This window comes from Bradyrhizobium sp. WSM1253, assembly GCF_000244935.1.
GTDB lineage: Bacteria > Pseudomonadota > Alphaproteobacteria > Rhizobiales > Xanthobacteraceae > Bradyrhizobium > Bradyrhizobium canariense.
In genome coordinates this window covers 2266856-2288914 of sequence record NZ_JH600073.1, presented here as the reverse complement: position 1 = coordinate 2288914, position 22059 = coordinate 2266856, and the positions used below count along the sequence as shown (strand labels likewise).

The window sequence follows — 22059 nt, the reverse complement described above, 5'->3', positions numbered from 1 at the left end:
CTCGAAACGATCACTTGATCTCAGGGGCAACTATCGATGTTCAGACGACCTTCCGTACACTACGGGCGTATGCCCGAGCCGATCACGCCCTACCAAAAGGCAGCGCAGGTTTGGGACGAACGCATTGGATCCGCCCGCGTGCAGGCCAAGAACTGGCGCTTGATGGCGTTCGGCTGCTTGATGTTATCAGCCGGTCTCGCAGGGAGCCTCGTTTGGCAATCGAGCCAAGGCTCGATCACGCCGTGGGTGGTTGAAGTGGACCATCTCGGTCAGGCCCAAAGGGTTGCGCCTGCCAACATCGATTATCAACCCACTGATGCGCAGATCGCCTACCATCTGGCGCGCTTTATCGAGGACGTCAGAGGCCTACCCGCCGACGGCATCGTTCTGCGCCAAAACTGGCTCCGGGCCTATGATTTTACGACCGATCGTGGCGCCGCAGCGCTGAATGACTATGCGCGCAGCAATGACCCCTTTGCCAAGTTGGGTAAGGCCCAAATCTCCGTCGACGTATCGAGCGTCATTCGCGCTTCGTCGGAGAGCTTTCGGGTCGCGTGGACTCAGCGCATTTACGATAGCGGCTCGTTGAGCTCGACCGAGCGCTGGACTGCGATTCTCTCGATCGTGATCGAGACGCCGCGCGATGCCGAACGCCTGCGCAAAAATCCTCTTGGCGTCTACGTCCGCGCCATCAACTGGTCGAAGGAGTTGAGCCAGTGACCAACACGACGCATGACGTTCATTCGGATCGTCCTTTCCCGCAGATCAGGGGCAACTCGGCTTGCTCCCGGTTCGTGACCTCAAGGCGAGCACTTCTGTCAGCGCTCTTGCTTTGCTCGTCGGCGCTCGGTGGGTGCGCGACCTATATCCCGCCGGAGATCGGCTATGACGCGGAAGTCCCGCCGCTGCCGGCGCCTCCAGTGCCTCTGGACGACAGATCGCGACCGCTTCACGTTCCACCGCTCTGGAAGCCGGTTCTCGGCGGCAAGTCGGGAGGGAAGGAAGATGCTGAACCCGTGACCCGGGTTGAGACGGCAAACAGCGCAGCGCGGGTCGAACCGCGCAAGCGCGGGTATTTCAACGCTGCGCAGATCTACACGTACAGTCCCGGAGCACTCTATCAGATCTACGCTGCGCCTGGACAGGTCACGGATATTGCACTCGAGGAAGGAGAACAGCTAACAGGATCAGGACCAATCGCGGCCGGAGATACCGTACGCTGGGTCGTGGGCGATACCGAAAGTGGGAGCGGCGACGCGCGGCGCGTCCATATCCTGGTCAAGCCAACGCGGGCCTCAATCGAGACGAATCTCGTCGTCAACACCGACCGCCGTACCTATCTGATCGAGCTCCGCTCCCGCGAGCGGCCGTACATGCCATCCGTTGCTTGGTACTATCCGGAGACGGTACGCCAGCGATCGCGTTCAGCTGCTCTGAAGCCCGTTCTTCCGGGTCCGGAGCAGCGTATCGCTCGTTACGCGATTGAGGGGGACAGTCCACCTTGGCGGCCGCTTGTCGCCTATGACGATGGCCGCAAGGTCTATGTCGAATTCCCGGCCGGCATCGTGCAAGGTGAAATGCCCCCGCTGTTCGTGATCGGCTCTGAAGGTAAGACCGAACTGGTTAACTATCGCGCCTATGGCAACGTGCTGATCGTCGATCGGCTCTTCGCGGCCGCCGAGCTTCGCCTTGGCGGAGAGCACCAGCAGAAGGTCAGGATTGTCAGGACCGACGGGAGGCCCTCGTCATGAACACCCTGAACGCAAATGATGAGGGACATGCGGCTCCGGCCCCACCCTTGGGCGAGCCAACCGAGCGATTTGGGCTGAGGGCTGAGCCTCCGCGCGTGACGCGCCTGTCGCGGAAGGTCCTAGCTGGCGGAACGACCTTCGCATTGCTTGTCATCAGCGGAGTCGTGTTGTGGTCGCTGCAGAGCAACCATCTCCGATCCCAGACGGCGGACGAACTCTACAGCACCGACCATCACAACGTTGCCGATGGCATCACCGCGCTGCCGAAGGACTACGCTGGCGCTGCACGGCAATCCGTCCCGCAGCTTGGTCCCCCGCTCCCTGGCGACCTTGGCCGGCCGATCCTTGCAGCTCAAGGCCAGCTGGCACCGAGCGGCGCCGATCCAGACCAACAGCGACGAGACCAGGAAACAGAAGCCGCTCGTGTCAGCCATCTGTTTGCTTCGGCCAACGGACGAGATGCGCGCCCCCCTGCCACAACGGCTGTAGGGAGCGACCGCATCATGCCAGCGGGTCCAGGCAACAGCGACGATGGATTCACCCAAAACGGCCAGGACAGGAAGCTTGCCTTTGTGAACGCTTCTGTGGACCGTCGCACGGTCAGCCCTGACCGCATCACCAGGCCGGCTTCACCGTATATCGTGCAGGCTGGGACTGTTGTTCCGGGCGCATTGCTGACGGGGATCAGATCAGATCTTCCGGGACAAATCGCGGCGCAGGTGACGGAGAACATATACGATTCTCCAACTGGCCGCTTTTTGCTCGTGCCACAAGGAGCGAAGCTAATTGGCAGTTATGACAGCCAGGTTTCGTTCGGCCAGTCCCGCGTTCTGCTGGTCTGGACGCGGCTGATCATGCCGAACGGCCGCTCAATTGTTCTGGAGCGGCAGCCTGGTGCAGACGCCTCAGGCTACGCCGGGCTCGAAGACCAGGTCGACAATCATTGGGGTGAACTGTTCAAGGCCGCGGCACTATCGACCTTCTTGGCGGTCGGGACTGAACTTGGCGCCGGTTCGGACACCAACAGCAGCGACAGCGCGATTATCCAGGCATTGCGCCACGGCGCCTCGGATTCACTGAACCAAACCGGGCAGCAGGTAGTTCGGCGCAGCCTCAACATTCAGCCTACTCTTACCGTGCGACCCGGCTTCCCAGTTCGCGTTGTCGTCAATCGTGACCTTATACTTGCGCCTTACGGAGGGTAGGAGATGCCAAAGCTTAGAATAGGAGCGCTGCCCGACGACAAACCGGTCAAGGTCACCACTGAACTTCCGGCATCAGTGCATCGGGATCTTGTCGCCTATGCGGAGGCCATGGCGCGCGAAAGCGGGCAGCGGATCGATCCGGCAAAGCTTGTCGCGCCGATGCTGGCCCGCTTCATGGCCACGGACCGCGGATTTGCAAAAGCGAGACGGGCCGGTCACGCCCCGGGTGTTGGCGGAGGCGAGGGATAGCGTTCTGCCAACAGATTGAGGAAACGCTTCAGAGCGGGATTCTGATTGTCTTCGCGCCAATGCGCATAGAAGTCCACCCGGCTTGGTCCCGTTCCGTCCTGCAACTCTCGGTACACAACGCCAGCGAAGCTTGTGCCAATATCCGATTCCATAGCCAGACTGAGCCCCATGCCCATACTCGTAAGACTCTTGATAATGCCGCGGCTTACGTCATGGCGCTCTACCTTGGGCCGATCGTCGGGTAGTACGAGCTTCGAAATCAAAAGATCCTCGAGCTCTCGTCCTGGATCATACTCACTTAGAAGGATCTTTTCGTTACGCAAATCTGTCCAATAGACGATCTCGCGTGCCGCCAAGACATGATCCTGCGGCAGCGAGATCAGGATGCGTTCGCTCCAGAGCAATAGTGATCTTGTGTCCTTTGAAGCCGGACGTCCAGGGCCAACGACAACGTCGACGGTTCCGTTACCGAGGGCAGTCATCAAACGAAAGCGTGAGCGTTCCATCGTTGCCAGTTCAAGCCCTGGTAGCAGCTTCTTGAGCTCACCTATCGTCGCTCGCAAATTGCCGGTGGACATGGATGTGAAGAAACCGACGACAAGATGGCCAGTATCGCCGCGGCCACCGGACCTTCCGGCATCAACGAGCATGTCGACCTGCTCCAGTATTAGCCGTGCAATGCGCAAAATTGCGCATCCGGTCAACGTAGGCTTGATACCCCCGCTTGAGCGCTCAAACAGTGAAGTGCCCACGAGGTGCTCGAGCTGACCGATAGCACGGCTGAACGCGGTGTGCTTGATTGAAAGCGCTTCCGCGGCTCGTCGAAAGCTACCGTAGTCACAAGCGGCGACCGCGAGTCGAAGCTGTTGCAGGTCAATAGCTCTCGCTGCGTTTCGCTGGTCGTTCCTGGTCTCAATTTCCGTCATGTTCATAGCTCGGTAAGCGAACCGCAAGATACCCGTCCCCGCTCTAGGCGGGGACGGGCATATCGTTTGTTGGCCTGGATCGTCCTATGCGGCCGCGGAGATTACTGGCGTCCAAAGGGCCGGTGCCGAAAGCCCGCCGGCTTTACGAAGGCTGGCCAGAGTATCGCGCGAAATCTCGAGGTAACCGGCCACGGCTAAGGTGTTGCCAATGGCGGAAGGATTGCCAATGCGCCGCAGGGGCCAACTGGCTCGTCGAAGGATTCGCTCAATACGGACGTCCGTGACGGTAACGATGTCAGTGAGTTGTCTTGAGAGTCCGAACTCGACCATTCCCGCAAATAGCTCGTAAGCAGCACGAGTAAGACCGTGATCTCCCTTCGGAGCATCGGCAGCAACATCGATTGCGAATCTACTACTTTCCCAAACGAGAGGAGTTGACGGCGCGGGTTGGTTTTCAAGAAGCGTAGGAAAGGTTTCGCAAAGCATGGTCGGGCCGAGTGTGGGGAGAAGGCGTACGGAACCTTGCACCTGCCCGTTGTCACATAGCTGGACTAGGTAAGCGGGATGCAGTGCATCGAAATCGTCGATCTCCATGTCGCCGCTGGTTTGAACGTCCCATGCCATGCGATGTTTGAAAACGCGATATCGTAACCGATGCATTTCGGCGAGAGTTTCGGCGAACTGGCCATACAAGGACGGTGTGATTAGCTGAATCATAGTCCCTCCAAGGGGTGTGTACATCGTCACCTTTGGAGCGGATCACGGGTCTTAAGTCATTACCTGTAGTTGTAGGGGGCTGCGCCCCTAATTTTGCCCTTTTCTTTTCACGGCGGCTAAGCGGGCTACCGCTTGCACAATCGTCCGAACACCGAGTTTTTTCTTCGCGCCTTCTAGGTAGAAGGCAACCGTGTTGCGCGAGATGCCGAGAATGCATCCAATCTCCCAAGCGCTCTTGCCCCGAGCTGCCCACTCCAAGCATTCGAACTCGCGCGGGGATAGGCATACCCCCTCTATTTCGTGTACATTTGCTAGCTTTCGGCGGGTATGAGCATGGAAATACATCGCCATAAGCTGAAGAACGCGTCCATGCGATTCAATGAACCGTTCGAATTGTGGGCGGCTCTGGTCAACGGCAAAGGTCAATGCAGCGATGGGGCCGTGGCCATCGTGAATGGGCACCGTAAAGCCAAACCGAATTCCGAATTCCGCGGCCTCTTCGAAAAGCCGATGCTGTGCTTTCGATGTGAACTTCGAGTTGAAATTAACCCCCCATCGAAAGGGCTCGGGGTTTCGAAGAGCTTCTCCGATGACGGGATCAAGCACTTGATAATTGCTTCGTAGATAGTGTGCTACCCACCGCGATGGATATGTAGAGATTAGGCGCGGTTTGCCTTTGCTTGAGTGCTGGAGAGCTAGATAGGCAAAACACGATAGGTCCAAAGCGGTCGCTGTGTCCGCCATGGCTTTGGAGAAGTCTTGGAGATCTTCTGCGGTCGCTAGGAGATCAATGAAATTTTGAAAGATGCGGTGCATCGCTGCCAAGCAAGCCGTGCATGGTGCGAGAGCAGAGATCTCGCCCAATTCGTTGATTGTGCCCACAACAAGTGACCAAAGAGCCGCGCTTCGCGGCCAGTGAAGTCAGGGCAAAACGCTCTTGTACCAAACACCACAACGTCGTGTCTCGTACAGTTTGTCTTTGCCTATTCTCATAACGACCCCGGCATTTTGTGCCGAAATCGCAGCCGTCACCCCCAAAGCGCCGAATGTGATGCGGCTATGCAACTGGCCAGGGGCCTGCATGTGCCGGGACACTGCGTTGACCGGCCAGAAAGGCCAGTTTGCCGACCAAGCTGATCATCGACCAAGAGACTCGCCGGATCATCGACGGTGTGATCGTTGGCCCGCAGGCTGGCGACATGATCGGAGAACCTGTCCGGCGATCGAGATGGGCGCCGATGCAATTGATATCAGCAAAACCATTCATCCGCATCCGACGTTCGGAGAAACAATAGGCCTTGCTGCCGAAGTACGAAGGTGTTTGCACGGATGTGTTGCCGGGAGCGAAGAGGTCGACCAAGCGCGCGAGCCACTAGAAATTCAAAACATGAGCCTGCATCAGGTGTCTCGCTGCCGATCGTTCATATGGGACCCGAATATGGCGGGAACTTCTCGGAGGGAGGTCAAGGTACCTTTGAGCGTTCAGGAGGAGGAATTTGCCGCGGCATGTCGATACGTCGTTCTGGAGAGAAGACCTGATCTAGCAGCATCCATCGTCATTGCAGACAGCCAGCTCAGGATTGGGAATGATCCGCATGTTCGGTCGCATTTGTAGAACTCGGTCTTGCCAGATTGGTGCGAGTTCTACATCTCGCAATCGAAGGCAAGGCGATGGCGCTGGAAAAAGTGCCTAGGCTCCTGTTCGACCTGTCGAGCTTCAGAAGAAAGACGCTCCGCGCGCTAGGTAGAGACGATCGAGGACAGTACCTCGGGAGATAGGCGCGATTTCGTCAGCGCGCGATTTAAAGGCATGGACACTCATCATCGCAACGCGAACCCAGGCAGTCATCCTCGGCAGAACCCTCGGCGATTGGGAGCTCTGAATTGCAAAAGCAGGTATGGCGGCGCGGGCATTGCGAGATCTGAGCCGGGCGATGAAATGAGCTGTTCTGGACGTGCGGAGCCTGGTGATCGGGACCCTTCAAGTTTCGCGCGCGCTTTTTGGTGCAGTCGAAATCGTACCTCGCGTCAAATGCCGAAAATGGCGCTGAGAGCTGCGGACTTCAGCACAAAATGCGGTCTGATGTGCACGATAGTATGCTGCCCGATGTCGTTCGTTAGATTTCCGCGATCGAATTCTGCATTCGGCGTTTGCGAAAGATATCCGATCTTTCGTTTCCTCCCTCTACTTGGCCCGGCGCGATCGGCGGGCCCTTTCTCAAGGTCTGGCTACATCTGGTGCCGCGGCGAAACGGCGCTATTTCGCGATTCTTGCTTGCGCTTACGGTAACAAACGCTAGTTGTTTCTATGCTCCGGACCAGACTACGAATCTAAGGGGCGGACGTTCGAATCGTTCCGGGCGCGCCATTCAGCTTTGCTTTCATTAGAATTTCTTGGCTCCGGCTGAACGCGTTACCGAGCGTTACCGTAGAACGTCCATGGTGTTTGGCGGTGCGTTGCGGTTTCCAACATTGACTTGCACCGTCGCAGTCGTTCCGACGATCAGGCGATCGACATCTTTGCGCGGGATGCGGACCCGAACCGGAATGCGCTGGGCGAGCCTGACCCAGGAGAACGATGGATTGACGCTGGCGAGCAGGCTTGACCCCAAACTTCGATCGCGGTCCTCTATTCCGCCAGCGATACTCTCGACCCGACCGCTCAGCGTCGTTCCGCTCATCAGCTTCACGTCAACGGCGTCACCGACGTGGATCCGCGGGATCTTGGTCTCCTCGAAATAGCCTTCGACACGCACGGTGTCGATGTCGATCAGCGCCATGATGCCGCGCCCCGCGGCGAGATAGGTGCCGGGCCGTAAATCGAAATTGGTCACGCGGCCGTTCGCGGGCGCCCGGATTTCGGATCGATCGAGATCGAGCCGCGCGATCTGAAGGTCGGCCACGGCCTCACCATAAAGCGCCTTGGCTTGCAAATCCGTAGCGCGGATCGTCTCGCGCTGTTGCTGCGACACGACACCTTCGCTCAGCTTCTCGTATCGTGCGCGGTCGCTCGCTGCCTTCTCCGCGGCGGCTTCGCGGTTGGCCAGAGACGCCTCTGCTTGTTGGACGGCGAGGCGGAAACGGTCGGGATTCAGCCGCAGCAAGATATCGCCCTTGCGGACGACCTGATTGTCCCGGACCAGCACCTCGTCGACCAGCCCGGAGACATCGGCGGCAACGGCGATGATGTCGGCGCGGACGCGGCCGTCCCGTGTCCATGGCGCCGCCTCATAATGCTCCCACATGCCGATGCCGACCGGTGCCGCGACGCTCACCATCAGGACAGTGAGCATCATGCGGGGAAACATCGAACTCATCGTTGTCATAGCGGCAGCTTTCCCAGAGCAGCGTAGAAGATCTTGGTCAGAATGACGAAGACGGCGAAGTCGAACAGCGCGGGGTGCGACGCATACCTTCGAATATGGACGCCGATGAATTTGCGGTTGGCCGCGGAGGCGATAAAGCAGGCCGCGAGCGCACAAGCACAGGCCAGCGCAAACGTCGGAACGTAGGCGCCGGCAATGGCGATTTCCTCGTTCATGGCATGGCCTTTCTGGACAAAGCATGAGCATCCGGAAACATCGTCCGACGCAGGCCGATCAGCGCGAGCGTTCGCTGCTGGCAGGCGGTCGTGTCTTTGCGCGTGTCGCACAGCGCGTTGTCGATCGCGGCCAGAAGGGCGCGCGCATCGTCAGGCTTCAGTTTCGCGTTGCCGCGGGCCAGCCAGCGGAATGCCTGCGACAGCATCGGCAGAAGCTGCTGGAGGCCAGGGTCGCTGCGCTCGTCCTCGTGCACTGCGGCTTGCCTGAGCGCGAGCAGATCGAGGCCGATTTGCAGCGCGGCCAAAGGACGGGCTTCCACCGCGATGTCCGTCGTCGCGCCAGCCAGCCGAGGGATCACCATGCCGAATCGATCAAGCATGATGCTGGTCCATCTGGCGCGGCTCATCGGCCGCCGTGCAGCAGCCAGCCTCGCCAGATCGGACCAGCCGTGGCGCAGCAGACGCTGCGCCGCTCCCGATGCCGACAGTGAACGCAGCAATCGAATTGCGATGAACGCTGTGAGAAGTCCGATCATCGCAGCCGCATTGCTATTGATGAACAGAGCGAAGTCGGCGCTGAATTTGTTCTGGAGGTCGAGCGCGCTGATCAGTCCGAGACCGAGCGCCAGCGCCTTGATGAAATGCCGGGGATTGGCCTGCAGATAGCCGATCACCAGAAAGGTCGGCGCCAGCGAGAACACCAGCATCGGAAAGCCGGTGATGGCCGGGAAGATCACGAACAGGTAGATCGCGGCGATCGGCAGGCAGGCCAGCGTCCAGAGCGCGGAGCAAATCAGCGTTGGCGCGGGATCGTCGAGGCTGCTGTAGAGCGCCGCGGCGATGGCGGCGATTTGCGTGGCGACGCCGCCTTCCGGCCAGGCCGTCGTGATCCAGACCGTGCAGCAGCCGAGCACGGCGACGCCAAGAGCCACGACCGACAGAACGGCAAGGCCGGGATCGCTGTGCAGGCGTCGCCTCACGTGTCGATCCCGCAGGCCAGCTTGGCTCCAAATGGCAGGGTGAGCACCGCTGTGCAATGCGCGCGACAGGTTTCGCGCGGCAGCCAGCGCTTCGATCAGCGTGGCCAATCTGGCCGCGGTTCCGGCCTCGATCAGCCGATCCCATTCGCTGCGATCGTTGCAACAGGTCGCTTCGAACGATGTGCACTTTCTGATCAGTTCGTCGGAAGTGGCCGGTGATCGCTCTGGCGCACGTGTCCAGTCGGCGAGTTCAGACAGCAGGTGGTTCAACTCGGCCGAGCGCCGCTCTCCCAAGGCGGCGAGTCCGTCCTCCACCGACAGCAGCATCGGCAAGACCAATGCGAGCTGGTCCTGCACGGCACCGATGGCGCGCAGGTCCGGCTTGCTCGCGGCGGTGTCGTAGCGCAGGTGCGTCGACAGGATCTCGATTTGCGTGATGTCCGCAGCGAGCTTCCAGCGCCCCGTATTCGGTGCCTTGTCGACGCGCGCGCAGAGCACATCGGTGGTCCGGGCGAAGGCGTCCGACGATGCGGCGCAGAGGGATTTCAGCACAGGAGTAGTGACGTCGCGCGGGAACAGCAGGGTGTGCACCAGGGTCGCACAGCCGATGCCGAGCAGGATCTCCTCGACACGCGACAGCGCGGTCACAAATACCATCGCCGGAACGTGGACGCTCGAGAACGCGATTGTCGTCGCGGTGTAGCCTGCCAGCAGGAAAGCATAGCTGCGCGGCGTGCGGTCCTGCAAGGAGATATAGAGGCAGAGTCCGGCCCATGCGGTAACGGCAACCGACAATAACGCGGGTTGATCGACCAGGATCGGGACCAGCGCCAGCGCCGCGCAGGCGCCCAGCAATGTCCCGACAAAGCGGTAGACGGCGCGTGACCGAACCGCGCCGGCGAACGGCTGTGCGGTCAGATAGACCGTGAGCATCGCCCAATACGGCCGCTCCAATCCGAGCCGGAAGGCAAAATAGATCGCGAGCATTGCCGCGATGAAGGAGTTCGCCGAGAACAGCGCCCATTTCGGATCGAGCCGGCCGGGCGCTGCTGCTGCGAGAAGCCGAGACAGAAATGGTGAAGGCATGATGTGATCGTCCGTGAAGCACGGAGACCATAGGCGTTGCTGCGTCGAGAGGATTTCGTTATTCTGCCAATTAATTGCTAAAGGATGACAATGCGCGGCACGCTCTATCAGCACTATCGGCGGTTCGATCCTGACATTGTGGACCGTCCGATCGTGGCCGGCATGGTGGATACCCGGGAGCAGGAGGACGAACTGCCGGTTCATATCCATCGCAAGGGACAGCTCGTCCTCGCCCAGCGCGGCGGTGTGACGTGCGAAGTGCCGAGCGGCCTGTGGATGGTCCCGCCGCGCTGCGGCGTCTGGATTCCCGGCGGTATGCCCCACAGCAATCGCGTCAGCGGCAACGCCAGCCTGCTGTTTCTCTATGTGGACATGGATGCGGCGAGCGTGCCGCAGGAATGCTGCACGCTGTCGATCTCACCGCTGTTGCACGAGCTGATCCATCGGATGGCGACGCTGCCCCCGCTCTACGATCCCGACGGCCCGCCCGCGCAGATCGCCGCGGTGCTCCTCAACGAGTTGATCGCCATGCCGACCGAACGGCTGCATCTTCCGATCACGCGGAGTTCGAAACTGCGTATGATCGCCGATGCCTTGATGGACAATCCGGCCGACCGTAGGACCGTGGCGGAGTGGGCGCAAGCCGTCGCGCTCGGCGAGCGGACGCTGATGCGCATTGTGCTCGCCGAGACCGGCATGACCTTCAGTCGCTGGCGTCAGCAGCTTCAGATCATCGTCGCCATCCAGAAATTGTCTGCTGGCAACACGGTTCAGTCCGTGTCCGAGGCGCTCGGCTACGAGTCGGTGAGTGCGTTCATCACCATGTTCAAGAAGGCGCTTGGCAAATCGCCGGCGCGCTACTTCTCCGAGCGCGAGGCCGGCCAGGCTGGCCCGGGGGAGACCTGCCGCGAGACCAACTGCAAGCTTCGCCGGATGCCTGAGGTGCGGGACGCGCTTAATGGACTTTCGCAACGCGGATGGCTGGAGTTAGAGCGCTTCGTTTCGGACGATCTCGATGCCGAAGCCTGACAGTCCCTTGAAGTGATGCGTCGACGACGTGAGGTGACGGATGGAGCTGATCTTGAGATCCCGCAGGATCTGGGCGCCGACGCCGATCTCGCGCCATTGCCGATTACGGTCGTCTTCGCGCGAACTGATCGGGCCTAGCGGCGCAGGCGGAACGCCCGCCGCGCCGTCGCGCAGATAGACGAGCACGCCGCTGCCATTATCCTTGAAGCGTTGCAGAATGACGTTCATCTTGGCCTGTTCCTGACCCGAGAACAAATCGCGCAGGATGTTGGGTTTGTAGAAGCGCGTAAGGACGTTGGTGCCGTCGCCCAGTTCTCCGTAGATATAGGCGACGTGATGAATTGGGTCGAACGGCGAGCGATACGAATAGCCCTGGAGCGGGCCGATCGGGCTCTCCGCCGTGACGCTCGAGACGCGCTCGATCAGCGTCTCGCGGGCCTGCCGGAAGCTGATGAGGTCTGCGATGGTGACCTGTTTCAGCTTGTGCTTGTCGGCGAACGCCGCGACTTGCGGCCCCTTCATCACCGAGCCATCGTCGTTCATCAGTTCGCTGATGACGCCGACCGGCTCGAGACCTGCCAGTCTGCACAGGTCGACGGCGGCCTCGGTGTGACCCGAGCGCATGAGTACGCCCCCTTCTTTTGCGATCAGCGGGAAGACGTGTCCCGGCCGGCAAAAATCGCCGGCGCCGGCGTTGGGGTTGGCGAGTGCACGGCAGCACGAGGCCCGCTCTTCGGCCGAGATGCCCGTACCGTTATCCGGCCGGTAGTCCACTGACACGGTGAACGCCGTGGTGTGAGCCGAGTCGTTGTTGACAACCATCGGGTCAAGCCGCAGGCGTCTCGCGTCTTCGAGGGTAATCGGAGCGCAGACGATTCCCGATGTATGGCGAATGATGAAGGCCATCTTCTCAGCGGTACACCGCGAGGCGGCAACGATGAGGTCCCCTTCGCCCTCGCGATCGTCGTCGTCGGTGACCACGACGATTTCGCCGTCGGCGAGCGCCTGCAGGGCCGCTTCGATCACACCCGTCATCGCGGTCGCTCTGCTCGCTGGAACCGACGGGTGCTCGCGTTGGGTCTTGTGCGGATTGTCAGGCTCGCAGCGCCGCTCGAGCACTCTGCCGATCTTAACTTCACCATTATTGTCAACTGGCCGGAGCGCATGGCGGGGCGCTTCATAGTCTTTCCACGCTGTAGCTGGGACGATTGGTGTCCAGCCCGATCGGCGCATCGGACAGCAAAGGACCAGTTGGGTCGTATCGGGGTCTTGGTGAGCGCTCCAGAGGGCGCGAGGGGTTGGCGCAAGCCTTGACGGTGACCGGCCGATTGGTGTCGATCGGCAGCACGGTCTTGTACGAAATGCGCTTGAGGGCCAGATTTGATCGAATGCTGCTGACGCCGGGGATGCGGGATAGTTTGTTGACAATCAGGTCTTCGAGATCTTCGATGTCGGCCGCCATGACGCGGAGCATGTAGTCGCTCTCACCGGTCATGAGATAGCATTCCATTACCTGGGCCAGCCGGTCGATGGATCGTGTGAAATTCTCGAGGGACGTCTGGACCTGCTTTTCCAGCTTGATCTGGATGAAAGCCGTTACACCAATGCCGAGCACGGCGGGATCGAGAAGGGCGATCCGTCGATCGATCACACCGAGCTTTTCGAGTGTTCTGACGCGTGCCAGACACGGCGACGGCGAGAGATTCACGCGTGATGCGAGCTCGACATTGGTCAAGCTCGCATTCTGCTGGAGCTCGTTGAGGATCTTGATATCTATTCTGTCGAGAGAGGTCGTTGACATCGCGTATCTCCCAATTATGGCAGTCTTCTGCAGCGCGTATCACCGTCGTTTGCGGGGTGATGACAATCGCGTGGTAAAAGCTAACCGCAATTGCGCTTGTGGGATTTCGACAAATCATCGACTTATATTGAAAAACCGTCAACCTTCGCATTGTGCATTGCGATCAGGAGGTTAGTTGCCTACTTCTGATACATTTTTTGCCTATGCGATATGCAGGCCGACGTTGATCCGCGGATTCGGTCAAGATGTAATGCCCGCCGCTCCATCGATTGGCTCCCCATGTCACTTGACGGGATGTGCAGCAGAGCTCGATGTCGAGAGCTGCCCTGTTTCGTACAACCGCCTGTCGTCGCGTGTGGCCCTGGTCCCACTTCGCTGACCACGCCGCGGGCGTTGCGTGAGACAAAAGGTTCGGCAGCAACGACGCCCACCCTCGTCAACCAGAAAATGGCAAAGATCGGCCGGATGCAGAGTTGGATCTAGCGACTCGACAAGTTGTTACAGCATAAAATGCTGATGAAGCTTCTGTGACAGGCGTTGTTCAAGCAGTAATGCTGAGAGGCTCGGGCGACTATCCACCCACGATCGCACTTGGGTAGCGACGGTTTGGATGTCGAGCGTGAAACTGAAGCAAGTCTATTTGACAGCGAACGATCCTGGACGCCTGGCCGAGTTCTACGAAGGCCTGGGTCTGAAGGTGCGCTTCGCTGACCCCGGCAAGTGGATCCAGTTCGTGAGCGATGCGGCTGCGTTCTGCGTCGCCGGACCGACGGAGTCGGTCTCGGACCAGCTGCAAGATGCCGTTCTTGTCTTCGATGTCGATGACCTCGAGGCCGCCATGGAGCGTGCCGCAGCCATGGGGGCGCAAGTCGGCGCAGTTCGGGACATGGCCAGTCACGGCCGTGCGGTGAAGGTGCGGGATCCGGGCGGCAACGTCATCCAGTTCTATCAAGCAGCCGGATAGCTCAGACGTTCACCGGGGCAGCGCTGCATGCCCGGACTCACAACCAGACAAAGAGGGCGCATCCATCCCATGAATCCAAGGGTCGTAGCCATGCCGTCCGCAACACCGCCGCTGTCCGAAACGAGCCCACTCGATGCCGCAGCATTCCGCGCTGCAATGCGCAGCGTGCCGGGCACCGTGTCGATCGTCACGGCAGGCCGGGCGCCGAACCGCCATGGTCTGACACTGACGGCGGGCTGCTCACTGTCGGCGGCTCCGCCCAGCGTGCTGGTTTGCGTCAATCGATCTGCCGGTGCGCACGAAACCATTCTCAGCAGTCGGTCGTTCTGCTGGAATATTCTGGGGGTCGAGCATCGCGATCTGGCGCTCAAGTTTTCCGGGCAGGACGGCAGCAAGGGCGATATCCGCTTCGGCGACGGTTTGTGGTGCGATCTCAAAACCGGAGCACCGAGTCTGGTCGGCGCGGTCTGCAGCTTCGATTGCCGCGTGGTGAATGCTTACAGCGACAGTAGTCACACCATTTTCACCGGAGAAGTGGTGGCTCAGACCACGAGAGCCGGATGTGAGTCGCTCGTCTACATCGACGGATGTTTCGCCGCGCCAAAGGCGGTCTGAAACACAGACGACGTCAGGCGCCGCTACGTTTCCGCTACAGCCAAGATGGAACCGATCAGCATGCAAGGAAGACGAAGACTTTCCATCGCGCATCCATCAGCGGTCGGTCGCTGATGCTGTCGCTCTGGCTCAATGTCATCGCCGGCGGGGTGCTCATCGGACTGGTTTACGGGCTCGTCGCGCTCGGTCTCACGATCATCTTCGGCGTCATGCGCGTGGTCAATTTCGCTCATGGCGAGATGGTCGTGTTCGGGATCTACATCGGATACTGGACCGTTCGAATTTGGGACGTCCCGATCTTTCTAGCCGCTGCGGTCGCCGCGGTCGTCATGTTCGTGTTCGGCTATCTGCTGGAGACGCTCGTCGTGAAGCGGTTCGTCAACCGGCCGCATCATTATCAGTTTATCGTCTTCATCGGCCTCTCACTGCTTTTCAGCGGCGTATTGCTGATGTCGTTCGGTCCGGATCCGCGGCCGACGGCGTCTCAGCTGTCCTTCCAGACCGTGAGCGTGGGACCGCTCACCTTGGATTGGGCCCGCATCCAGGCGGCCGCTACGGCCGGCCTGCTAATCGCCGCACTGGGAGCCTATCTGAAGTACTCCGCATTCGGCCGATCGCTGCGGGGCGCCGCCAATAATCGACTCGGCGGACTGGTGGTCGGGCTTAATATCCCTCGGGTCTATGCGGTGACCCTCGGCATCGGAGCCGCCTGCGCTGGCGTCGCCGGCGCATTGATCTCGCCGCTGTTCGATGCGCAACCCTATCTCGCCGTCGACTTCACGCTGCTGGCCTTCGTGACGGTGATCGTCGGCGGTCTCGGCAGCTTCGGCGGCGCTCTTCTGGGCGGCCTGACGATCGGAGTCGCCGAAGCGATCGCGGCCTTGATGTTCACGCCGTCGATGAAAACTGCACTCCCTTACGCGCTCCTGATAATTATCCTGATTTTACGTCCGAGGGGGTTTTTCGGTGCAAAGGACATCTGATCAAGCCAGCGACACCAAGCGTTGGGGCGCCGGCGCTCTGGTCTTCGCCGCCCTGGCCATGGTGGGTGGCATGTCCAACGCCTACGTCATCTCGCTTCTGACGATCGTCCTGTTGTTCACCTTCCTGGGACAATCGTGGAACCTGATGCTCGGGATCGGCGGGCAGCTATCCATCGGTCACGCGCTGTTCGTTGGAATCGGTGCGTATGCGGTGGCGATCCTGAACATCAAATACGGCGTCACCCCGTGGATCGGTCTGCTGCTGGGCGCGGTGATTGCGGGCTTCGTCGGCGCGGTGCTGGCGTGGCTGAGCTTCCGCTTCGAGGTCCGTGGCATCTATTTCGCGCTGCTCACGATCGCAGCCGCCGAATTCGCCCGGATCATGTTCGGCGGGTGGGACTATGTCGGCGGCATGCAGGGCCTGTTCTATCAGGCGCCGAGCGGCACGATGGACCTCGGGATGCTGCGCGGTGACGCGCGGTTTTACTACTTCGTCGCGCTCGCGCTTGCGGCCATCGGCGTCGCGGGCACGGAGCTGATCTCGCGGTCCTATTGGGGCTATGTCTGGCGGGCGATGCGGGACGACGACGAGGCCGCCCGCGCGCTGGGGGTGCGGACGTTTCGCCACAAGGTGCTGGTGGTCTCGATATCGGCCGCGACGGCCGCGATCGGCGGCGGCGTCCTGGGCCTGGTGCAGGGCGCGATCTTTCCGGATTCGATCATGGGCATGGCGATCTCGGTCGATGTCCTGATCGGCCCCGTGGTTGGCGGATTGGGCACTGCATTCGGCCCGCTGGTCGGCTCGATGGCCGCGATCCCGCTGCATCACGCCATGGGGGCGCTCGGCGACAGCCTGGGGCTCCCCGGACTGAACAGCGTCGCCTACGGGGCGGTGCTGATCCTGGTCGTGTGGTTTCTGCCCGACGGCATCTGGCCGGCGATCGTCCGGCTCTACGGGGCGATCCAGCTGCCGGCGCGCGGCCGGATCTCACAACTGCGGAAGGCCGAGGAATGACCGCGCTGCTCGAAGTGAAGAACTTGACCAAAGCGTTCGTTGGATTGGTCGCGGTCAATGACGTCAGCTTCTCACTGCAGGCAGGCCGCATCACCGCCCTGATCGGGCCGAACGGCGCCGGCAAGACCACCTGCTTCAATCTCGTCGCCGGGGCGCTGAGACCGACAGCCGGGCAGGTGTTGTTCGAGGGGTGTTCGCTCGAGCGCGAGCCGCCCGAAGCGGTGTGCCGCATGGGCATTGCGCGCACCTTCCAGATCGTCCGGCCGATGAAAGATATGTCGGTGCTCGAGAATGCCATGGTGGGCGCCTTCAGTTGGACGACGAACGTCAAGGAGGCGCGGGACAAGGCGTATGAGTCGCTCGAAAATGTCGGGCTCGCCGGCAAGGCGAATGCCCGGACGGATCAGTTGACGTTGCCCGATCGCAAGATGCTCGAGATGGCGAAGGCGCTCTCGACTCGCCCTAAGTTGCTGCTGCTCGACGAAGTGATGGCGGGGCTGCGTCCGACCGAAGCGGCCGGCGTCGTCGGCGTGCTGCACCGGCTCGCCGAGAGTGGACTGACGATCCTACTGGTCGAGCACGTGATGCGGATCGTGATGGAAGTGGCGTCGACCGTGGTGGTGCTTCACCACGGCGTCAAGATCGCCGAAGGCAAGCCGTCAGAGGTGGTAGCGGATCCTGCGGTGCTGGAAAGTTATCTGGGAGCCGGTTTCCATGCCTGACGACGCGCTTCTCGAAATCGACGACCTGTGCGTGGCTTATGACGGCTCCAATGCGCTGAACGGCGTGTCGCTCCGCATCGGCAAGGGTGAACTGATCTGCGTGGTCGGCGCCAACGGCGCCGGCAAGACCTCTCTGATCCGATCAATCGCGGGGATCGTGCCGTCGTCGCGCGGTTCCGTCAGGATCAACGGAGTCGAAATCTCGCGGCGACCGCCGTGGGACATCTGCGAAATGGGCATCGCTCAGGTCGCCGAGGGCCGCCAGATCTTCAGTGCGCTTTCCGTCGAGGACAATCTGCTGATCGGCGGCTCGCTGAAGCGGGCCAGGCACGACCTGGCAAATACGCTTGATTCCGTCTATCAGCTGTTCGGGCGACTTCGCGAGCGCCGCGACCAGCTCGCCGGCACGCTGTCCGGCGGCGAGCAACAGATGCTGGCGATCGGTCGGGCGATCATGTCGAAGCCAGAAATCGTGATGTTCGACGAGCCGTCGATCGGACTGTCGCCGGCGCTGACCGATGTGATGTTCGGCGTCGTCAAATCCCTTAACGAGCAGGGCATCACGGTCCTTCTCGTCGAGCAGAATGTCGCCAAGTCGCTCGCGATGAGCAGCCGCGGCTATGTGCTCGAGAACGGCTCCGTGGTGTTGCATGGATCTAGCCGCGATCTGCTCGAGAACCCCGATGTCCAGCGCGCCTATCTGGGATTGTGAGGCGCGCCGTCTCGGCGAGGCGTCGGGCGTTGCGGCTCTCGTCGCGCCGCCGTTCGGTCCACCGCTCCCCGGCTGTTGCAGCCGCCTCTCGCTTGGGTCTCATTGATGAACACTGCCACTTCTCTCCTGATCGAGCGTGATCAAGACCTGGTCACGATCACGATGAACCGGCCGCCGGCCAATGCGCTGAATGCGCAACTCATCGTCGAGTTGCTGGAGGCGATCCGGCGCCTTGCCGACGACGAGAATCCGCCCGGCATCGTGCTCACCGGAAGCGGCGACCGCTTCTTCAGCGCAGGCGGCGACATCAAGGAAGTCGTCGGGATCGACGTCGCGAGGCCGCGCATCCGGTTCTTCCACGAACTCCTCGTGGCGATGGAGAACTATCCGGGCCCGATCGTCTGCGCCGTCCGCGGCTATGCGGTCGGAGGCGCCCTGGAGTTTCTGCTGCATGCGGACTATGTTGTGGCCGATGCGGTGTGCAAGATTGGATTTCCGGAAATCAACCATGGCCTGCTGCCGGTGACCAAAGGCATGCGCCGGGCCGTCGAGAAGCTCGGCGTGCGGGCGGCGCAAGAGCTGCTCTACTGGGGCGAGCTCGTCGGCGCGGAGCGCGCCGTGGCGATCGGCGCCGTGAATGAGATCGTCCCGACCGAGGAGGTCGCGTCCCGTGCGCGAGACGTGTGCTGCGTGTTGCGGCAGAAAGACCGCAAGCTGTTCCATGCCATCAAGCGATCGCTCAACCTCACCGCGCAAATGAGCGATCAGGCGCTCGAAAAAATGACCGTGGCCGACCTCGATGCCTATGTCACAGCCGAGAGCTCAACCAACGCGCGTGCGAGATTTTTGTCGAAGAACAGTAAGGGCTGAGCCGATGACGCGCGGATATCCCGATCAGATCTATCTGGAGCAGATGAGCCACGAGGAAGTCGCCGCGGCGCTGGCCGATGGGTGCACGACGGTAGTGATCCCGCTGGGGGCCGTCGAGCAGCATGGGCCGCATTTGTCTTTGGGCATGGATGCGGATCATGCCGATGCTCTGGCCGAGCGGATCGCGCGCAGCCGCGGCAACACGCTGGTGGCGCCGACCATCACGGTCGGCTGCTCGTCTCACCATCTGCCATTCGCGGGTACGATCTCGCTACGGCCGGAGACGCTGGAAGCGATTTGTGTCGATTATTGCACAAGCCTGGCGCGGCACGGCTTCAAGCGTATCCTGATTCACTCGGGTCACATCGGTAATTTTCCGGTCCTGAAGGACATGCTCGGTCGCTTGCGCGAGGCCGTCCCCTCGGATGTCGAGATCCTGGCGTTCTTCGACTCGACGAAATGGATCGACACGTGGCGCGATGCGGTGCGCGAAGCCGGAGGAGACGTGTCGGCCGTCGGCGGGCACGCCGACATCGCCGAGACGTCGCTGATGATGGTCATTAGGCCCGACAGCGTCAGACCGGACCGCTTCGAGGTGGGCCATCTTGGCGGCTTGTCGGAGGCTGATCTCGAGCTGATGTGGAAGAACGGCATCCGATCGGTTTCGCAGAACGGCGTGATCGGAAGTCCGATCGGCTCGAGCTACGCCATCGGCGAAGCGTGCCTCGCGGCGGTCGCCGAGTTGCTGATCAAGACCTTCGATAGCGAGGCCGGAGCCGCTAGCGCCCGCCGTTGACGGTCAGCCCGTCCGCTGCGTGGCGAAGCTTCCCGGGGCGTCTGCCATGTTGCGAATGCTGACAGCATAAAATTCGGAAAGCGTTACTACGCAACGCGGCTTTCGGGCGAAAATATCGCCACGCCTATGAAACCCTGTGCCATCTCGCAAGCTAAAAGGATTGAGACATGGCACTTACGTTTGGGTTCTGGTCTGAACAGGAAACCCAGGTCGGCCACAGTTACTCGCGCAGGCTTCACGAACTGGTCGACGAAGTCCGTCTGGCCGAGAAGGTCGGCTTCGACTGCGTCGCGCTCTCCGAGCAGCACGTGGCACTGGGCGGGATCTCGAGCTCGGCGCCCGAAGTGGTGTTCGGCTATCTGGCCGCGGTGACGTCGCGCGTCAAGCTGCGCGCGGCGGTGACGCTGATGCCGCAGCGCATCAATCACGCCTTGCGTTCGGCCGAGCGGCTTGCCGTGACCGACATCCTGTCCAACGGCCGCATGGAATTCTACGGCGGCCGCGCCAACACCACCATCGCGATGCGGGCGTTCAACGTCGATCCGAATGAAACGCTGGCGCAGATGGAAGAAGGACTGGCGCTGCTGAAAACGGCGATGCGCCAGGACATTTTCACGTTTGACGGCAAGTACTACCAGATCCCTCCGCGCCAGCTGGTTCCGAAGCCGCTGCAGAAGCCGCATCCGGTGATCGGGATCGCGGCGACCAGCGAGCGCAGTCATCTCTGGGCGGCCTCGCAGGGCTTCGCCGTGATGAGCAGCAACATCTATCAGGGCTGGGAAGCTCAGCAGAAGCTGATCGACGCCTATCAAAAGAACTGGAAGTGCGACGCGGAGGGACCGCTGCAGCGTCCGCGTATCGGCATTCCGCTGTTCATCGGCATCGGGAAAACGGACGAGCAGGCCAAGGCAGATTATGCCGGCCCGCTAATGCACTATGCCAAGATCTCGACCGATGCCTATCCGCGTCTCGCGGCGATTGCCGACGACTACAAATACATGGGGGAGAGCGTGCCGTCGATGGAGCGCGCCGCCAACGACTGGGACTATCTGGTCAACGAGTCGGCCACGACGGTGTGCGGCAGCCCCGATACGGTCATTCGTCAGATCGAGAAGTTCGAGGCCATGGGTATCGACGAGGTGCTGCTGCACATGGACTCTGTCCCGCACGAAAAGATCATGGAGGCGATCGACATGGTCGGTCGCTACGTCATCCCGCATTTCAACGACGGGAACAATGTCGTGCGGCCGACCGAGGAGATCCTCGGGCAGATCCGGCTGATGCGGACCCAGAAGCAGTAATCGAACGGTGAAATCAATGTCGCAATACGGCTACAAGTACCTGATCGTCGAGCAGCGCGCCACTGGCGTCGCGATCGTCACGATGAACCGCCCGGAGATCCTCAACGCGATCAACTGGGAGATGCACGAGGAGCTCGAAGACGTCTTCGTCAAGCTGGATCACGACAGTTCTGTCAACGCGATCGTTCTCACCGGTGCGGGCCGCGGATTTTGCTCTGGTGGCGATCAGAAGTCGCTGGATAAGGGAACGCTGCCGTCCCCGACGCGCAGCGGTCGCCACCTCATCCGCAACATGCTGGAAGTCGAAGTGCCGATCGTCGCGGCCGTCAACGGTGTCGCGGTCGGCCTGGGTGCCACGCTCGCGCTGTTCTGCGACGTGATCTATGCGAGCTCGACAGCCCGTTTCGCTGACACGCACGTCAATGCCGGCGTCGTCGCGGGCGATGGCGGCGCGGTGATCTGGCCGCTGCTGATGGGGCCGGTACGCGCGAAGCACTATCTGATGACCGGCGAATTCATCTCCGCCGAGAAAGCGGCTGCTATCGGCATGATCAACGAGGTGGTCGCAGACGGCAACGTTCTCGATGCCGCGATCGAATACGCCGAACTGCTGGCAAGCGGGCCGAAGGAATCGATCGTGTGGACCAAGTACAGCGTCAACAAGATCATCAAGCAGTACGCCCACCTGCTGCTCGACACCTCTGCGGCGCTGGAGATGTTGACGTTCAAGTCGCCCGAGCGGGCCGAGGCGGTTGCCGCATTCGCAGCCAAGCGCAAGCGTTTCGCGGAGCGCTGA

General features: G+C 61.1%; 23 protein-coding genes and 1 pseudogene. 16 read left to right on the top strand and 8 right to left on the bottom strand.

All coding sequences use genetic code 11. The features are described from left to right. Positions 1–36: 36 nt before the first annotated feature. Genes trbF through BRA1253DRAFT_RS41375 form a run of 4 tightly spaced genes read left to right on the top strand, consistent with a single transcriptional unit; the run spans position 37 to position 3205 of the window. Entirely contained in the window at positions 37–720 is a 684-nt protein-coding gene (trbF, locus tag BRA1253DRAFT_RS12430) for a conjugal transfer protein TrbF (protein ID WP_007594488.1), read from the top strand. Next, the gene (gene trbG / locus BRA1253DRAFT_RS12425) at positions 717–1751 is read left to right on the top strand and encodes a P-type conjugative transfer protein TrbG (protein WP_007594486.1); all 1035 of its coding nucleotides are present in this window, start codon (positions 717–719) and stop codon (positions 1749–1751) included. The genes trbF and trbG overlap by 4 nt, the downstream gene beginning before the upstream one ends. Further along, entirely contained in the window at positions 1748–2956 is a 1209-nt protein-coding gene (locus BRA1253DRAFT_RS12420; protein WP_007594484.1) for a TrbI/VirB10 family protein, read from the top strand. The genes trbG and BRA1253DRAFT_RS12420 overlap by 4 nt, the downstream gene beginning before the upstream one ends. A 3-nt stretch (positions 2957–2959) precedes the next feature. Continuing rightward, positions 2960–3205, top strand: coding sequence for a DUF2274 domain-containing protein (locus BRA1253DRAFT_RS41375; protein WP_007594481.1), 246 nt, complete (start codon positions 2960–2962; stop codon positions 3203–3205). On the opposite strand, the gene BRA1253DRAFT_RS12415 is transcribed toward BRA1253DRAFT_RS41375, so the two are convergent. The 3 genes from BRA1253DRAFT_RS12415 to BRA1253DRAFT_RS12405 all read right to left on the bottom strand — a co-directional run bounded on the left by BRA1253DRAFT_RS12415 (position 3172) and on the right by BRA1253DRAFT_RS12405 (position 5664). After that, complete coding sequence (locus tag BRA1253DRAFT_RS12415) at positions 3172–4131, bottom strand: LysR family transcriptional regulator (RefSeq protein ID WP_007594479.1); 960 nt, start codon at positions 4129–4131, stop codon at positions 3172–3174. The two genes, BRA1253DRAFT_RS41375 and BRA1253DRAFT_RS12415, sit on opposite strands and share 34 nt — an antisense overlap. 84 nt (positions 4132–4215) lie before the next feature. Then, positions 4216–4848, bottom strand: coding sequence for an acyl-homoserine-lactone synthase (locus tag BRA1253DRAFT_RS12410; protein ID WP_007594478.1), 633 nt, complete (start codon positions 4846–4848; stop codon positions 4216–4218). Positions 4849–4935: 87 nt separating this feature from the next. After that, positions 4936–5664 carry a LuxR family transcriptional regulator gene (locus BRA1253DRAFT_RS12405; RefSeq protein ID WP_007594477.1) on the bottom strand — a complete coding sequence of 243 codons (729 nt, stop codon included), beginning with the start codon at positions 5662–5664 and terminating at the stop codon, positions 4936–4938. 311 nt (positions 5665–5975) lie between these two features. Here BRA1253DRAFT_RS12405 and BRA1253DRAFT_RS45190 point away from each other — a divergent pair. After that, positions 5976–6224: pseudogene (locus BRA1253DRAFT_RS45190) on the top strand (dihydrolipoyl dehydrogenase); the annotation flags it as partial. 1047 nt (positions 6225–7271) lie between these two features. On the opposite strand, the gene BRA1253DRAFT_RS12400 reads toward BRA1253DRAFT_RS45190, so the two are convergent. Genes BRA1253DRAFT_RS12400 through BRA1253DRAFT_RS12390 form a run of 3 tightly spaced genes read right to left on the bottom strand, consistent with a single transcriptional unit; the run spans position 7272 to position 10455 of the window. Further along, complete coding sequence (locus BRA1253DRAFT_RS12400; RefSeq protein WP_007594476.1) at positions 7272–8174, bottom strand: HlyD family secretion protein; 903 nt, start codon at positions 8172–8174, stop codon at positions 7272–7274. Continuing rightward, a complete protein-coding gene (locus BRA1253DRAFT_RS12395) occupies positions 8171–8389 on the bottom strand; it encodes a DUF1656 domain-containing protein (RefSeq protein WP_007594475.1) in 219 nt (72 codons plus the stop codon). The genes BRA1253DRAFT_RS12400 and BRA1253DRAFT_RS12395 overlap by 4 nt, the downstream gene beginning before the upstream one ends. Beyond that, positions 8386–10455 (bottom strand): FUSC family protein, encoded by a 2070-nt coding sequence (locus BRA1253DRAFT_RS12390; RefSeq protein ID WP_007594474.1) that lies wholly within the window; start codon positions 10453–10455, stop codon positions 8386–8388. Before BRA1253DRAFT_RS12390 ends, BRA1253DRAFT_RS12395 begins: the two co-directional genes overlap by 4 nt. 90 nt (positions 10456–10545) lie before the next feature. On the opposite strand from BRA1253DRAFT_RS12390, the gene BRA1253DRAFT_RS12385 reads away from it, so the two are divergent. Continuing rightward, a complete protein-coding gene (locus tag BRA1253DRAFT_RS12385; protein ID WP_007594473.1) occupies positions 10546–11484 on the top strand; it encodes a helix-turn-helix domain-containing protein in 939 nt (312 codons plus the stop codon). On the opposite strand, the gene ribB is transcribed toward BRA1253DRAFT_RS12385, so the two are convergent. Together ribB and BRA1253DRAFT_RS12375 are read right to left on the bottom strand one after the other, a co-directional pair. Next, positions 11443–12519, bottom strand: a complete 1077-nt coding sequence (gene ribB, locus BRA1253DRAFT_RS12380) for a 3,4-dihydroxy-2-butanone-4-phosphate synthase (RefSeq protein ID WP_007594472.1) — start codon at positions 12517–12519, stop codon at positions 11443–11445. The genes BRA1253DRAFT_RS12385 and ribB overlap by 42 nt on opposite strands. A gap of 142 nt (positions 12520–12661) precedes the next feature. After that, on the bottom strand, positions 12662–13219 hold the full coding sequence (locus BRA1253DRAFT_RS12375; protein WP_245285907.1) for an Lrp/AsnC family transcriptional regulator: 558 nt from the start codon (positions 13217–13219) through the stop codon (positions 12662–12664). A gap of 676 nt (positions 13220–13895) precedes the next feature. On the opposite strand from BRA1253DRAFT_RS12375, the gene BRA1253DRAFT_RS12370 reads away from it, so the two are divergent. The 10 genes from BRA1253DRAFT_RS12370 to BRA1253DRAFT_RS12325 all read left to right on the top strand — a co-directional run bounded on the left by BRA1253DRAFT_RS12370 (position 13896) and on the right by BRA1253DRAFT_RS12325 (position 22059). Beyond that, positions 13896–14249, top strand: coding sequence for a VOC family protein (locus BRA1253DRAFT_RS12370; RefSeq protein ID WP_007594462.1), 354 nt, complete (start codon positions 13896–13898; stop codon positions 14247–14249). 156 nt (positions 14250–14405) lie between these two features. After that, entirely contained in the window at positions 14406–14864 is a 459-nt protein-coding gene (locus tag BRA1253DRAFT_RS12365) for a flavin reductase family protein (protein WP_245285906.1), read from the top strand. Between the two features lie 113 nt (positions 14865–14977). Next, positions 14978–15847, top strand: coding sequence for a branched-chain amino acid ABC transporter permease (locus tag BRA1253DRAFT_RS12360; RefSeq protein ID WP_007594459.1), 870 nt, complete (start codon positions 14978–14980; stop codon positions 15845–15847). After that, positions 15831–16862: a branched-chain amino acid ABC transporter permease gene (locus BRA1253DRAFT_RS12355; RefSeq protein WP_007594458.1), complete on the top strand. Its 1032-nt coding sequence runs from the start codon at positions 15831–15833 to the stop codon at positions 16860–16862. The genes BRA1253DRAFT_RS12360 and BRA1253DRAFT_RS12355 overlap by 17 nt, the downstream gene beginning before the upstream one ends. Next, entirely contained in the window at positions 16859–17584 is a 726-nt protein-coding gene (locus BRA1253DRAFT_RS12350; protein WP_007594457.1) for an ABC transporter ATP-binding protein, read from the top strand. Before BRA1253DRAFT_RS12355 ends, BRA1253DRAFT_RS12350 begins: the two co-directional genes overlap by 4 nt. Then, a complete protein-coding gene (locus BRA1253DRAFT_RS12345; protein ID WP_007594456.1) occupies positions 17577–18296 on the top strand; it encodes an ABC transporter ATP-binding protein in 720 nt (239 codons plus the stop codon). The genes BRA1253DRAFT_RS12350 and BRA1253DRAFT_RS12345 overlap by 8 nt, the downstream gene beginning before the upstream one ends. A gap of 105 nt (positions 18297–18401) precedes the next feature. Further along, positions 18402–19166, top strand: coding sequence for an enoyl-CoA hydratase/isomerase family protein (locus BRA1253DRAFT_RS12340; protein WP_007594455.1), 765 nt, complete (start codon positions 18402–18404; stop codon positions 19164–19166). A gap of 4 nt (positions 19167–19170) precedes the next feature. Then, a complete protein-coding gene (locus tag BRA1253DRAFT_RS12335; RefSeq protein ID WP_007594454.1) occupies positions 19171–19962 on the top strand; it encodes a creatininase family protein in 792 nt (263 codons plus the stop codon). Between the two features lie 167 nt (positions 19963–20129). Further along, positions 20130–21263 (top strand): LLM class flavin-dependent oxidoreductase, encoded by a 1134-nt coding sequence (locus tag BRA1253DRAFT_RS12330; protein WP_007594451.1) that lies wholly within the window; start codon positions 20130–20132, stop codon positions 21261–21263. 16 nt (positions 21264–21279) lie between these two features. Then, positions 21280–22059, top strand: coding sequence for an enoyl-CoA hydratase/isomerase family protein (locus tag BRA1253DRAFT_RS12325; RefSeq protein WP_007594449.1), 780 nt, complete (start codon positions 21280–21282; stop codon positions 22057–22059).

Bases quoted from the DNA above. Each gene is read 5' to 3' on its own strand.
- BRA1253DRAFT_RS12370 (WP_007594462.1), top strand. From the start codon at position 13,896: ATGTCGAGCGTGAAACTGAAGCAAGTCTATTTGACAGCGAACGATCCT.
- BRA1253DRAFT_RS12340 (WP_007594455.1), top strand. From the start codon at position 18,402: ATGAACACTGCCACTTCTCTCCTGATCGAGCGTGATCAAGACCTGGTC.
- BRA1253DRAFT_RS12410 (WP_007594478.1), bottom strand. From the start codon at position 4,848: ATGATTCAGCTAATCACACCGTCCTTGTATGGCCAGTTCGCCGAAACT.
- BRA1253DRAFT_RS12415 (WP_007594479.1), bottom strand. From the start codon at position 4,131: ATGACGGAAATTGAGACCAGGAACGACCAGCGAAACGCAGCGAGAGCT.
- ribB (WP_007594472.1), bottom strand. From the start codon at position 12,519: ATGACGGGTGTGATCGAAGCGGCCCTGCAGGCGCTCGCCGACGGCGAA.
- BRA1253DRAFT_RS12400 (WP_007594476.1), bottom strand. From the start codon at position 8,174: ATGACAACGATGAGTTCGATGTTTCCCCGCATGATGCTCACTGTCCTG.
- BRA1253DRAFT_RS12350 (WP_007594457.1), top strand. From the start codon at position 16,859: ATGACCGCGCTGCTCGAAGTGAAGAACTTGACCAAAGCGTTCGTTGGA.
- BRA1253DRAFT_RS12365 (WP_245285906.1), top strand. From the start codon at position 14,406: ATGCGCAGCGTGCCGGGCACCGTGTCGATCGTCACGGCAGGCCGGGCG.
- BRA1253DRAFT_RS12335 (WP_007594454.1), top strand. From the start codon at position 19,171: ATGACGCGCGGATATCCCGATCAGATCTATCTGGAGCAGATGAGCCAC.
- BRA1253DRAFT_RS12420 (WP_007594484.1), top strand. From the start codon at position 1,748: ATGAACACCCTGAACGCAAATGATGAGGGACATGCGGCTCCGGCCCCA.
- BRA1253DRAFT_RS12325 (WP_007594449.1), top strand. From the start codon at position 21,280: ATGTCGCAATACGGCTACAAGTACCTGATCGTCGAGCAGCGCGCCACT.
- BRA1253DRAFT_RS12360 (WP_007594459.1), top strand. From the start codon at position 14,978: ATGCTGTCGCTCTGGCTCAATGTCATCGCCGGCGGGGTGCTCATCGGA.
- BRA1253DRAFT_RS12385 (WP_007594473.1), top strand. From the start codon at position 10,546: ATGCGCGGCACGCTCTATCAGCACTATCGGCGGTTCGATCCTGACATT.
- BRA1253DRAFT_RS12395 (WP_007594475.1), bottom strand. From the start codon at position 8,389: ATGAACGAGGAAATCGCCATTGCCGGCGCCTACGTTCCGACGTTTGCG.
- BRA1253DRAFT_RS41375 (WP_007594481.1), top strand. From the start codon at position 2,960: ATGCCAAAGCTTAGAATAGGAGCGCTGCCCGACGACAAACCGGTCAAG.
- BRA1253DRAFT_RS12345 (WP_007594456.1), top strand. From the start codon at position 17,577: ATGCCTGACGACGCGCTTCTCGAAATCGACGACCTGTGCGTGGCTTAT.
- BRA1253DRAFT_RS12390 (WP_007594474.1), bottom strand. From the start codon at position 10,455: ATGCCTTCACCATTTCTGTCTCGGCTTCTCGCAGCAGCAGCGCCCGGC.
- BRA1253DRAFT_RS12330 (WP_007594451.1), top strand. From the start codon at position 20,130: ATGGCACTTACGTTTGGGTTCTGGTCTGAACAGGAAACCCAGGTCGGC.
- BRA1253DRAFT_RS12405 (WP_007594477.1), bottom strand. From the start codon at position 5,664: ATGCACCGCATCTTTCAAAATTTCATTGATCTCCTAGCGACCGCAGAA.
- trbF (WP_007594488.1), top strand. From the start codon at position 37: ATGTTCAGACGACCTTCCGTACACTACGGGCGTATGCCCGAGCCGATC.